15 protein-coding genes are annotated in these 13052 nt (G+C 35.1%); 13 read left to right on the top strand and 2 right to left on the bottom strand.

The features are described 5' to 3' along the window. The 10 genes from ruvX (at position 1) to mtnN (ending at position 8846) form a co-directional block, all read left to right on the top strand. A complete protein-coding gene (ruvX, locus tag PB01_RS12055) occupies positions 1-420 on the top strand; it encodes a Holliday junction resolvase RuvX (RefSeq protein ID WP_151700429.1) in 420 nt (139 codons plus the stop codon). 11 nt (positions 421-431) lie between these two features. After that, entirely contained in the window at positions 432-737 is a 306-nt protein-coding gene (locus PB01_RS12050; protein ID WP_151700428.1) for a DUF1292 domain-containing protein, read from the top strand. A gap of 415 nt (positions 738-1152) precedes the next feature. Beyond that, positions 1153-2271, top strand: coding sequence for an endolytic transglycosylase MltG (gene mltG / locus PB01_RS12045; protein WP_151700427.1), 1119 nt, complete (start codon positions 1153-1155; stop codon positions 2269-2271). Between the two features lie 153 nt (positions 2272-2424). Continuing rightward, entirely contained in the window at positions 2425-3060 is a 636-nt protein-coding gene (locus PB01_RS12040) for an O-methyltransferase (protein ID WP_151700426.1), read from the top strand. A gap of 4 nt (positions 3061-3064) precedes the next feature. After that, positions 3065-3994, top strand: coding sequence for a peptidase U32 family protein (locus tag PB01_RS12035; protein ID WP_151700425.1), 930 nt, complete (start codon positions 3065-3067; stop codon positions 3992-3994). A gap of 83 nt (positions 3995-4077) precedes the next feature. Continuing rightward, positions 4078-5349: a peptidase U32 family protein gene (locus tag PB01_RS12030; RefSeq protein WP_151700424.1), complete on the top strand. Its 1272-nt coding sequence runs from the start codon at positions 4078-4080 to the stop codon at positions 5347-5349. Then, positions 5349-5987, top strand: a complete 639-nt coding sequence (gene udk / locus PB01_RS12025; protein WP_151700423.1) for a uridine kinase — start codon at positions 5349-5351, stop codon at positions 5985-5987. The genes PB01_RS12030 and udk overlap by 1 nt, the downstream gene beginning before the upstream one ends. Positions 5988-6100: 113 nt before the next feature. Beyond that, positions 6101-6574, top strand: a complete 474-nt coding sequence (gene greA, locus PB01_RS12020) for a transcription elongation factor GreA (RefSeq protein WP_151700422.1) — start codon at positions 6101-6103, stop codon at positions 6572-6574. An 817-nt stretch (positions 6575-7391) separates the two neighbouring features. Beyond that, a complete protein-coding gene (locus PB01_RS12015; RefSeq protein WP_151700421.1) occupies positions 7392-8084 on the top strand; it encodes a YrrS family protein in 693 nt (230 codons plus the stop codon). A gap of 60 nt (positions 8085-8144) precedes the next feature. Next, positions 8145-8846, top strand: coding sequence for a 5'-methylthioadenosine/S-adenosylhomocysteine nucleosidase (gene mtnN / locus PB01_RS12010; protein WP_151700420.1), 702 nt, complete (start codon positions 8145-8147; stop codon positions 8844-8846). Positions 8847-9024: 178 nt separating this feature from the next. On the opposite strand, the gene sigK is transcribed toward mtnN, so the two are convergent. Beyond that, a complete protein-coding gene (gene sigK / locus PB01_RS12005; protein WP_151702048.1) occupies positions 9025-9750 on the bottom strand; it encodes an RNA polymerase sporulation sigma factor SigK in 726 nt (241 codons plus the stop codon). A gap of 165 nt (positions 9751-9915) precedes the next feature. After that, positions 9916-10455, bottom strand: coding sequence for a CDP-diacylglycerol--serine O-phosphatidyltransferase (pssA, locus tag PB01_RS12000; RefSeq protein WP_151700419.1), 540 nt, complete (start codon positions 10453-10455; stop codon positions 9916-9918). Positions 10456-10543: 88 nt separating this feature from the next. Here pssA and PB01_RS11995 point away from each other — a divergent pair, with 88 nt between their 5' ends. The 3 genes from PB01_RS11995 to yqeH all read left to right on the top strand — a co-directional run bounded on the left by PB01_RS11995 (position 10544) and on the right by yqeH (position 13051). Then, positions 10544-11326, top strand: a complete 783-nt coding sequence (locus tag PB01_RS11995; RefSeq protein WP_151700418.1) for a phosphatidylserine decarboxylase — start codon at positions 10544-10546, stop codon at positions 11324-11326. Positions 11327-11426: 100 nt separating this feature from the next. After that, positions 11427-11951 (top strand): YqeG family HAD IIIA-type phosphatase, encoded by a 525-nt coding sequence (locus PB01_RS11990; protein WP_225986025.1) that lies wholly within the window; start codon positions 11427-11429, stop codon positions 11949-11951. Beyond that, a complete protein-coding gene (gene yqeH, locus PB01_RS11985; protein ID WP_151700416.1) occupies positions 11948-13051 on the top strand; it encodes a ribosome biogenesis GTPase YqeH in 1104 nt (367 codons plus the stop codon). The genes PB01_RS11990 and yqeH overlap by 4 nt, the downstream gene beginning before the upstream one ends. Position 13052: the final 1 nt, after the last annotated feature.

The following is a 13052-nucleotide window of genomic DNA, read 5'->3' as shown; positions in this document are numbered from 1 at the left end:
ATGCGAATAATGGGTTTAGATGTAGGTTCTAAGACTGTCGGGGTTGCAATTAGTGATGCGCTCGGATGGACTGCACAAGGAATTGAAACAATTAAAATTGATGAAGCAAACCTAGAATTTGGTCTTAAACGGATTGATGAACTCGTAAAAGAGCATACCGTCACCGAATTTGTTGTAGGTTTTCCAAAGAACATGAACAATAGTATTGGTCCACGTGCTGAAGCATCGGAACAATATGCAAAGTTGTTAACCGAAAAATTTCACTTTCCAGTTACAATGTGGGATGAAAGATTGACAACAATGGCTGCAGAACGTATGTTAATAGATGCTGATGTTAGCCGTAAAAAACGGAAACAAGTGATTGACAAGATGGCCGCTGTAATGATTTTACAAGGCTTTCTTGATAGAAAAAATAGATGAGGTGACTGCAAATGGACCACGGTCAAGAAAATATTACAGTTGTAGATGAAAATGGAAATGAGCAGCTTTGTAACGTATTATTTACTTTTGAATCAGAAGAATTCGGAAAGTCATATGTTCTTTATTACCCGATTGGTGCTGAGGAAGATGAAAATGAAGAAATAGAAATTCATGCATCTTCTTTCAGCCCTAATGAAAACGGAGAAGATGGAGAATTACTTCCAATTGAGACGGATCCTGAATGGGAAATGATCGAAGAAATGTTAAATACGTTTTTAGATGAAGAAGAAGAGGACGAAGACGAAGACGAAGAATAATTATCATTTAAAAGGAAGGAAAGAGGTCTCCTCATTCCTCCTTTTTCTTTTTGTATAAAGCTAAATGAATCAACTCAAGTAATTTTCTTTTAATAGAAAGGACTACAAAACACACTGTACATAGCAAACCCGAGAAATGCAAGACGCCAGTTGATTTAGCAAATATCTGATATGGAAAAATGGTAAGCTTTTACTTACTTTGATCGTTTAAATGGGATGCTAGGAACTCTGTAGATTTGGCTAGGTGCTTATAAGCAAGTTTTAGGATCGGATAGGCATTGCGAAGGATGCTTATAGCGTCTTTTTAGGTGGGCATGCCTTGGAAGGAGCTTATGAGAGACCAAGTGCTCTTAGAGGGCGCTTGCGCTTTTCCTATTATCTTGTATAATAAAATGGAATTAAAGGGGGAGAACCCGTGGGAAATGAATCCAAAAAAGAAATTATGTTTAACCGAATGAAAAATAAGAAAAAAGAAGTGAAACTTGTTCGACGGATTGTGTTTACTATCACATTATTTCTATTAATTGTTGGTGGAATAGGAGGGTATGTCTCCTATAATTATGTGAAAAGTGCTTTAAAACCATTGGATCCTAATTCTGACAAGGTTGTCAATGTTCAAATTCCAATTGGTTCTGGTTTAGAATCAATTTCCTCTACACTTGAAAAAAACGGAATCATTAAAAATGCAAAGATATTTAAATACTATGCTAAATTTAAGAATGAATCGGACTTTCAAGCAGGAGATTACAATTTAACAAAATCGATGACACTTGATGAAATTATTAAGAGCTTAAAAACAGGCAAAGTATATCGTAAACCACTTTTTTCTATCACTATTCCAGAGGGATTAACGTTAGAACAAATTGGAGCAGTAGTAGAAAAGAAAACGACCTACACAGCAGCGGAATTTTTGGCGCTTGTAACTAATGACGCATTTGTGGATCGAATGATGGTAAAATATCCGAATTTATTAACTGAAGAGATTAAAGGGGAAAACGTACGGCATGCATTGGAAGGATATTTGTTTCCCGCTACATATCCATTTTATGAAGAAAAACCTTCATTAGAAAAAATTGTGGAAACGATGTTAACAAATACAGATAAAACGATGTCTAACTATTCCGAGATTCTACATTCAGAAGAAAAATCCGTTCATTGGTTACTAACATTTTCTTCATTACTAGAAGAAGAAGCGACCGCTCAAACGGACAGAGCATTGATTGCTAGTGTGTTTTATAATCGTTTAAAGGATAAAATGCCTTTACAAACAGATCCAACTGTCTTATACGCACTTGGTAACCATAAGGAACGAGTACTTTTTGAGGATTTAGAAGTGGATAATCCCTACAATACTTATAAATTTCAAGGGTTGCCTCCAGGTCCAATTGCAAATGCTGGGAAATCATCAATAGAAGCAGTGTTAGACCCTTCCAAAACGGATTATTTATATTTCCTTGCGGATAAAACAGGTGAAAATCACTTTTCGAAGACATATGAAGAACATCTTAAAAATGTGGACAAATATCTGAAATAAATAATAGCAGGAGAAGGAACCGTGTTTTATTCCTCCTCCTGCTGTGTTGTGAATAATTGTCGTTTTGCTTTGCAGAAATTACTCTCTAAGTAGGGTAACCGCATAAAATTACGCAAAGACGTAATTGATTTGTTTAAAAAAGGAGTAACTTTTATGGATCCAAAGGAAGATTATATTAAAAAGCTTATAAAACCACGTGCGGATATTTTTATTGAAATGGAACAATACGCAAAGGAACATCATGTTCCAATCATGCAATTAACAGGAATGGAATCATTAATTCACTTGCTTTCGTTGCAAAAACCTAATTCACTTTTAGAACTCGGTACAGCCATTGGTTATTCTTCGATGCGCATTGCATCTAAATTAGAAAATGTAAATATTGTAACGATTGAAAGAGATAAAGAAAAAGTAGTGATTGCAAATCAATTCATCGAGCGAGCAAATTTGCATAATCGTATCCAAGTCATTGAGGGTGATGCGTTGGAAATTTCCGATGATTTGTTTCGGGATACTCATTTTGATGCAATATTTATTGATGCTGCAAAAGGTCAATATAAAAAGTTTTTTGAAAAGTACGCACCATTTTTAAAAGATGGAGGCGTTATTTATTGTGATAATTTATTGTTAAATGGTTTATCCGACCTTCCGATGAGTGAAGTACCGAGAAGGAAAAGAACCATGGTACGAAATCAACATCAATTTACGGAGTGGTTGATAGATCATCCGGACTATGACACATCTTTCCTACCAGTTGGAGATGGCATGCTAATCAGCATAAAGAGGTGAAAAAATGAAAAAGACGGAACTTTTAGTAACTCCTACCAGCATCATTCATATGAAAGAATTAATCCAAGCAGGAGCAGATGCTTTCTTAGTGGGTGAGCAGTTTTTTGGTTTACGACTTGCAGGAGAATTTTCTGTGGAAGATATTGAAGTTGCAACAAAACTAACAAAAGCGCATAATAAAAAAATATATGTAGCGATGAATGGGCTTTTTCATAATGATAAAGTAGATCTATTGGCTCCCTATATCCAAAAAATGCAGAAGATAGGTGTCGATGCAATTGTATTTGGTGATCCTTCCGTTATTATAGCGAGAAGAGAAGCTGGAGTGGCAATTCCTCTTCACTGGAATACCGAACAAACAGCGACCAATTATTTTACTGCAAATTATTGGGGGCAACGTGGCGCAACAAGAGCTGTTCTTGCAAGAGAACTAAGTTTAGATGAAATAGTAGAAGTCAAGGAAAATGCAGAAGTGCAAATCGAAATCCAAGTGCATGGAATGACATGTATTTTTCAATCGAAACGTGCGTTACTAGGTAATTATTTCTTATTTCAAGATAAAGCAATGGAAGTAGAAAATCGCTCCAAAAATAACAATATGTTTTTGCATGATAAAGAACGTTCGAACAAATATCCTATTTATGAGGATCAAAATGGTACTCATATTTTCAGCCCTAACGATATGTGCATGATTGATGAATTAGACGAGCTTTTAGATGCAGAAATAGATAGTTTAAAAATTGATGGAGTTCTACATGACCCAGCATATATCACAACAATAACGGGTTATTATCGTCAAGCGATTGATGCATTTTACGATTCACGATCTGCTTATAAAGAGATCAAAAAAGAACTTTACAAAAAAATAGAAGAAATACAGCCACCACTAAGACCACTTGATACCGGATTTTTCTTTAAAGAAACGGTGTATTAAAGTAAGTGGAAAACGCCTATAGGTGCGACAATAACTGAGTAAAAAGAGAACTTTCTTATCAGTTAAGAAAGGGAAGGTAGCACGTGACAACGAAAATAGATAAAATAAGTGAACAAATTGATGGCAAACGAGTGATCACCAAAAAGCCAGAATTATTAGCACCGGCGGGGAATTTAGAAAAGTTGAAAATTGCTGTGCATTATGGTGCAGATGCTGTATTTATTGGCGGTCGAGAATTTGGTCTTCGGTCGAATGCAGGGAATTTTTCGATTGATGAAATGCGTGAGGGCGTGGAATTTGCAAAAAGTTATGGAGCAAAGGTTTACGTAACAACGAACATATTTGCTCACAATGAAAATATGAATGGCTTGGAAGAATATTTACAAGCTATTGAATCAGCAGGTATAACTGGTATCATTGTAGCGGATCCATTAATTATTGAAACTTGTCGAAACTCTGCTCCAAGATTAGAAATTCATCTAAGTACCCAACAATCTTTATCCAATTGGAAAGCCGTTCAATATTGGAAAGAAGAGGGCTTACATCGTGTTGTGTTAGCAAGAGAAACAAGCGGTGATGAAATACAGCTAATGAAGGAAAAAGTAGATATTGAAATTGAAGCATTTATTCACGGTGCAATGTGTATTGCTTATAGTGGGAGATGTACGCTTTCCAATCATATGACTGCTCGCGATTCTAATCGCGGTGGTTGCTGTCAATCATGTCGTTGGGATTATGACTTGTATGAGCAACAAAACGGTGAGGAGCAGGCTTTATTTGAAGCAAATGACGTACCATTTGCAATGAGTCCTAAAGATTTAAAACTTGTAGAATCCATTCCAAGAATGATCGAATTAGGTATTGACTCATTGAAAATTGAAGGGCGCATGAAGTCAATTCACTATATTGCAACAGTTGTAAGTGTTTACCGTAAAGTAATTGATGTATACTGTGAAGATCCTGAAAACTTCCAAATGAGAAAAGAATGGTTAGTAGAACTTGAAAAGTGTGCTAATCGTGAAACGGACACGGCATTTTTTGAAGGGGAACCAGGTTTCGAACAACAGATGTATGGGGTACATGATAAAAAGCTAGGATTTGACTTTGTAGGTCTTGTACTAGATTACAATGATGAAACCCAAATGGTTACTTTGCAACAACGTAATTTTTTCAAACCTGGGGAAGAAGTGGAATTTTTTGGACCAGAAATTGAAAATGTTCGAGTTGTACTAAAAGAAATAACGAATGAAAAAGGACAAACATTGGATGCAGCAAGACATCCATTAGAAATTGTACAATTCAAATGTCCGGTGAAATTGTATCCAAATAATATGATGAGAAAAGGGATGAAATAATGTCTAGTAGAACCCCTCTTATTATTGGGATTACTGGTGGTTCAGGTTCTGGTAAAACGAGTGTAACAAATGCTATAAGTGAAGTTTTTAAAAACCATTCTGTTGTTGTTATTGAGCAAGATTATTATTATAAAGATCAAAGTCATTTAAAATTTGAAGAACGTTTAAATACAAATTATGATCATCCACTAGCATTTGATAATGACTTACTTATTGAGCATATTCATAATTTGTTAAATAATAAAGCAGTCGAAAAGCCCGTATATGATTATGCACAACATACACGTTCGACAGAAACAATTACAATAGAACCGAAAGATGTAATAATTTTAGAAGGAATTTTAGTATTAGAAGATGAACGACTTCGTAATTTAATGGATATTAAATTATTTGTCGATACGGATTCTGATTTACGTATTATTCGTCGTATTTTACGTGATATCCATGAAAGAGGTCGTACGGTAGATTCAGTAGTAGACCAATATATAAATGTCGTTCGTCCAATGCACAATCAATTTATAGAACCAACCAAAAGATATGCGGATGTAATTATCCCTGAGGGTGGTCAAAATGAGGTTGCAATAGATTTAATGGTTACAAAAATAAAAACTATTCTTGAAACTGATGTTATTGTGTAATATGATGATTGTGGATTGACAATTATTTCATGTACCATTCATATCATTTAAAATCTCAGCATATGAATGGTACATGAATATGTTTAAGTGTGTATTTAAAGGAGTGTATGAGAGTGTCAACAGAGAAACAATATCCAATGACAGTTGCTGGTAAACAGAAATTAGAAGATGAATTAGAACTGTTAAAAACAGTTAAACGAAAAGAAGTAGTAGAACGTATTAAAATTGCAAGAAGCTTTGGTGATCTTTCGGAGAATTCTGAGTATGATTCTGCTAAAGAAGATCAAGCATTTGTAGAAGGAAGAATATCTACAATTGAATCGATGATCAGAAATGCGGTAATTATTGAAGAAGAAGAAAATAATGATGTAGTTTCCTTAGGGAAAACGGTAACATTTATTGAAATTCCCGATGGAGACGAAGAATCATACACAATCGTGGGTTCAGCGGAAGCAGATCCTATTGAGGGGCTAATTTCAAATGATTCCCCAATTGCAAGAGGTTTACTTGGAAAAACTACAGGAGATAAAGTGAAAATCACCACTCCTGGTGGAGAAATGGACGTTCAAATTATTTCGATATCTTAAATTTGAGAGGCAGTAAACATAATTGTTATGCACCATACTGGTGAGAGCGTTTTCATCAGTTTGGGTGTAGCCTACATATTTAGATAGTAATTCACTACTGAGAGGTAAAATTATCGTTTACCTCAGACTGTAGACAAACTCGGGAAAAATCGAGTTTGTCTACAGTCATTTTTTGTAAAATAGAAAGTAAGACCGCTTTTTCGCTGCGCGTGAGGCGAGGGTCTTAATTTGCTAGCAATCCAATCCCCCTATGAGTCCCCGTCTTTCGCTCCGATCAACCGTCAAATAAAGAAAAGCAAGATACTTTGAACGGATGCCTATAACGAGTGTATAGATGGAGATGCAAATGGTATGCGATGGTAAGTAAAGTCTTTCAATTCGCTAGCTCTTGATCTTTATTTGGTTTTCCTTTTATTTCAATCGTCAAAGACAAAGAACGCATCATTTTATGGCTAAATGATTAAGTTAGGTGGTACTAGAGAAAAAATAGATAGTATCTATTACTAAAGAAGCACTGAGCGGACGAAATTGACTCTTCGTCCGCTTTTAAAAGAGTAGAATAGGATTTATTCTCTCAATATCCAAACCTAATGTACCTTGTCTCTACCTATTTCAAGAGGGCGACGGACAAACATCTGCCACAAGATCCTCCATAAAATTCTTCGTTAATAGTGTAGCCAATGTTTCGTCCAAAGAACTCTGGAAATAGAAAAGACCAGGTGCACTTAAAGGTAGCTAGCGTTATTCTTATTTAACGAAACAAAATGAGCTTTTTATTCGTCATATAAAATATACAAATTCATTAAGGGGGAATACTATGTCAAATTATAATCATAGACCGAATTCCAGATTAAACAAAAACAACCGGAAGAAAAAAGGGAACAACATTTTAAATATCCTTATAGGAGTAGTTTTACTATTAATTATTATAGTAGTTGTAAACATTGTAACGGATAAAGGAACGGACTCTGCAAAGGAAAAAAAGGAAGCAACCCCTAACGAAGAAGTAAAATCTGAAGATGTAAACGCGGATAACACGGATAATGCAGATGAAGCAGATAAGGCAGCTATTCCAGCTGAAAGTAACGAAGTGGAAGAAGAAGCAAATACGGAAAATCAAACGTCTTCAGCTGAAGAAGAGTCAAAAAATGAAGGGAATGTAGCGGTGGTTACTGAACCATCGGATAATTCAAAGGTCGATGAGGTCACAATTGACCCAACTTGGACACCTATTGGTACAACACAAACAGGTGAGCACGTCTCCAGTTATGACAGTAAATCGGATGACTACGTTGAAAAAGTTAAAGCGCTATCGTATGGATCTGGATTAGATGCTTCTAATATGTACGTAAAGCATTTAGGTAATGGTGGAAGTCCACAAAAATCTGTTGGCACCGTAACATCAAAAGATGGAAAGGAAATTTATCGAATTCAATTAGAATGGATAGATGGACAAGGATGGATACCAACGAAAAAAGAAAAACTAAAATCTCTAGATGACGCCTCTTGACGAAAGAGGCGTCTTTGACTTATTTTAAAAGGAGTGCTTTTTAAGAAAGGTGGAAACAAGATGAAAATTGCAGTAATTGGGGCAATGGAACAAGAAGTGGAATTATTACGAGATGAAATTGAAAATGCGGAAACAACCATTATAGCTAATAGTGAATTTACAGTGGGTACATATAAAAACCAGGAAATTATTTTATTGAAAAGTGGTATTGGAAAAGTAAATGCTGCAATGACAACTTCTATCTTGTTAAATAAATTCAAACCTGACTATGTGATTAATACTGGATCTGCTGGAGGGTATGATCCCACTTTAGATGTTGGTGCTATTGTTATTTCTGATGAAGTTCGACATCATGATGTAGATGTTACAGCATTCGGTTACGAAATAGGGCAAGTTCCACAGCTGCCAGCAGCTTTTAAAGCGAATGCTCATTTAATGAAACTTTCAGAAGAAGCGGTTAGAGAAATAGGAGAACACCAATCAGCAACAGGGTTAATTGCTACTGGTGATATTTTTATGCATAATCCTGAGAAGGTGGAAGCTGTACGTAATAATTTTCCTCAAATGAAAGCGTGTGAAATGGAGGCGGCTGCAGTGGCACAAGTTTGCCATCAATTTGAAGTGCCTTTTGTGGTAATACGTGCGTTATCAGATATTGCAGGAAAAGAATCTTCTATAAGTTTTGACGAATTTTTACCTGTTGCAGCAAAACATTCTACGGAAATAGTTTTGCGCGTCATAGAAAAATTATCATTTTCTTAAGATTGATCAGTTAAGGAAAAAGTTCTGTAATATTTATTCATTCATATGTTATGATGGGAGTATAAAAGGCTTTTGTAATATAGGAGGGATATTGTGATCTTTATCATGGCCATGTCTATTTTGATTACTGCAGTACTAGGTTTTATAATGATAGCAGAGACAAGCGAAGATTAATCCTCTAAGCTCTTTTGGTGTTAACATCAAAAGAGTTTTTTTCATGTATATAGGATTGATATAGTTTTACAAGTGCGCGCTTTTCAATTCTGGAAACGTAACTTCTCGAAATTTTCAATTGTTTCGATATCTCTTTTTGGGTCATCGGTTGATAACCTATAAGGCCGTAACGACGTACAATTATTTCTAACTCTCGTTTTTCTAAATTGGATAAATGTTTATATAATTTATTCATATCTTCTTGATCAACTAGTTGTTCATCAGTGCTTTTTTCAATACCTGGTAGTAAATCGGTAATTTCTAAAGAATGCCCGTCTTTATCCATACCTATTGGCTCATGTAAAGAGACATCTTTTTGAACTTTTTTTAGTGAGCGCAAATACATAAGTATCTCGTTTTCAATACATCTAGCTGCATAAGTAGCCAACTTTGTTTTTTTCGTTGGTGTATAACTATTCACTGCCTTCATCAATCCAATTGTACCTATTGATATATAATCATCGAGAAGCTCATGTTTTGGGTGAAATTTTTTAACTACATGTGCCACTAATCGCATATTACGTTCTATCAGTTCATCTCTTGCAGTCATATCACCATCTAGGAATCGATCAAGCATCACTTTTTCTTCTTCAGGTGTAAAAGGCTGATGGAATGCCTGACCCTTTAAGTAACCTAAAACGAGCGGAAGTTCGGAGACAATACCTATAAAAGCAGTAAAGAGACCAGAGATTGTGTTCACCCCCATCTATTTATAGGGTTAGTATATGTCGAAAAATGCGGGAATAGAACGTAGGAACAAGTATAAGCACTTATAAAAAGGTAAATACTGAGTAGTTAAATTTGGGGAAATAAAAAAACGACCGCAGTCGCAGCCGTTCAAGATGAAAAGTTAAATTTATACTTTTTTGAGGGTAAATGTACTAATCATTAAAAATGCAAATAAAATAAATAAGAACATGTAAGTTACTGGAGGAACGTAATTGATAGCAAAATAAGATAATGTTACGATGACACCTGCTACTGTAATTGGAAGTCCAGTAAAGTACCCATTAGGTTCTGAAATATTAAATCGTGCAAGTCTAAATGCGCCACAAGCAATATAAATTACGGTAATAATCATTCCGGCAATACTGAAATCTTTTAATACTAATGCATATAAGAGCAATGCTGGAGCAACTCCAAAAGAGATGACGTCGCTCATCGAATCGAGTTGTTTACCCAATTCAGATTCTACTTGAAATTTTCTAGCAACCATTCCATCAAATCGATCTAATAAACCAGCTACAAATATAAATAACACGCTATATGTGTAATGTCCATTCATTGTTGCCATAATTGCTGCACCACCAAAAGCAAGATTCGCAATCGTAATCATGTTGGCTGCCTGTGATTTCAATTTTTTTACTGTATTTATCATAACGCTTTGTAAATACATTGCAAATCACTCCTTTACAAATTATATATTTGTTCATTATACTTCGGTTAAGAAAAAATTGTAAGCTATTTTTCATAGGGAGATTAAAATGAGAGAAAAATTATACCAATCAATGATTGAATTAACGAATGGAAAGTGGACCTCCTATATTATCAAAGGATTTGCACAATCAAAATTAAGTAAAAAGATGATTCCATCATATATTAAGCATTTTGATATAACAATACAAGAAATATCGAATAATATTGAGGATTTCTCTACTTTGCATGAATTCTTTATACGAAATGTGACACAAGAATCAAGACCAGTTGTACAATTAGAAAGCGCAGTGGTGAGCCCGGTGGATGCGAAAGTAGAAAAGTTCGGGACTATTTCGATTGATGGTGTTTTTCATGTAAAAGGAAAATCTTATACTTTACAAGATATGCTAGGATCTGAAAAACTAGCAGATGCATATTTAAATGGAAAATATATTGTTTTATATCTTAGTCCTGCTGAATATCATCGTATACATGCACCTAGCGATGCCAAGGTACTTAGACAGTATATCCTTGGGAGTAAATCATATCCAGTTAACAAATGGGGACTGCAGTATGGTAAAAACACAATAAGTGGTAACTATCGATTATTAACTGAAATAGAAATGCCGAATACGAAAAATTGCTTTTTTATCAAAGTTGGAGCAATGTTTGTGAATTCGATCGAACTTACGAATACATCAAAAGACTGGTACAAAGGCGAGGAAGTGGGTTATTTTTCGTTTGGTTCAACGGTCGTTATGTTATTTTCGGAGGATAGTATCGAATTTGCTCCGACAGTTCAAGAAGGGAAGTTTATCCGAATGGGTGAGTTAGTAGCAAATATGCTATAATCGTTAAGGAAAAGCGCAAGGTCCTTGGAGAATAGACAGATATTTTGTAAAAAATATAATTTCTTATTGTTAAAAGAAAAGTGCCGAATTGGAGTGTTTGTTGTTGTATTCATATTTTATTCCAAATGAATTTGTAAGAAGTGTCTTTCATATTACACCAAAACTCTTGAAGGAAAAAGGTGTAAAAGGTATTATTACCGATTTAGATAATACGTTAGTTGAATGGGATCGACCGGACGCAACTCCCCAACTAATCGAATGGTTTGCATCAATGAAAGCTGCAGGTATTCAAGTAACAATCGTGTCAAATAATAAGGAAATGCGTGTTCAATCATTTGCTGATCCACTTGGGATTCCGTATATTTATAAGGCTAAAAAACCACTAGGAAAGGCTTTTCAGCAAGCGTTGAAAAAGATGTCTGTTAAAAAAGAAGAAGTCGTTGTTATTGGAGATCAGCTTTTAACGGATGTATTTGGTGGAAATAGGCAAAAGCTTCATACGATATTAGTCATTCCGGTAGCAAAATCGGATGGTTTTATTACGAAGTTTAACCGTCTTGTAGAGCGAAGGATTTTTCGCTATTTAGATAAAAAAGGGCAAGTTACATGGGAGGAAGAAGCGTGACAGAAGCACCAAAATGTATCGGTTGTGGTACAACTATTCAAACAGAAAATATAGGGGATCCAGGTTATGCACCTGCATCTTCTTTAGAAAAAGATTCTATTATTTGTCAACGTTGTTTTCGGTTAAAAAATTACAACGAATTACAGCCTGTTTCCTTAACAGATGATGATTTCTTACGGATATTAAATGGTTTAGGAACAAGAAAAGGACTAATTGTTAAAATCGTAGATATTTTCGATTTTAATGGAAGCTGGTTACCTGGGTTACACCGCTTTGTTGGGAACAATCCAATTCTTTTAATCGCAAACAAAGCGGATTTACTTCCAAAATCAGTGAAGAAAAATAAAGTGATTAACTGGATGAAGCAGGAAGCGAAAAAATTAGGTCTTTCTCCAATCGACGTCCTTTTTGTTAGTGCACATAAAGGAACAGGAGTACCAGAAGCAATTGATGCAATTGAGCATTATAGAAAAGGTGAAGATGTTTATGTGGTAGGTTGTACCAATGTTGGAAAGTCAACGTTTATCAATCGAATCATTAAACATGCGACTGGGGAGGATGCAGTTATCACAACTTCCCATTTCCCGGGAACAACGCTTGATATGATTGAGATTCCTTTAGACGATACAAAGGCATTGTATGATACGCCAGGAATTATTAATCATCATCAAATGGCACACTTCTTAGATCCATCTGAACTTAAATTCATAACACCGAAAAAAGAAATTAAACCAAAAGTGTTCCAGTTAAATAGTGAACAAACATTATTCCTTGGTGGTTTATCTCGTTTTGATTTTATCAAAGGAAAAAGATCTGCATTTACTTGTCATATTGCAAATGAAATTCCTATTCATCGGACAAAACTTGAAAACGCGGATAATTTATATAAAGAACATAAAGGAAAGCTTTTATCTCCACCTTCTGAGCAGTTTGTGGATTTATTGCCGCCCTTAGTAAGACATGAATTTAAGATTAAAGATCCGAAAACGGATATTGTATTTTCTGGTCTTGGATGGATTACTGTTCAGCATGGAGATGTAATTGTTGCAGCGCATGCACCTGTAGGAGTAGAAGTTTCTATTCGTCCATCGCTTATTTAGG

Source organism: Psychrobacillus glaciei (assembly GCF_008973485.1).
Taxonomy (GTDB): domain Bacteria; phylum Bacillota; class Bacilli; order Bacillales_A; family Planococcaceae; genus Psychrobacillus; species Psychrobacillus glaciei.
This window is presented reverse-complemented; position numbering and strand designations above follow the sequence as displayed.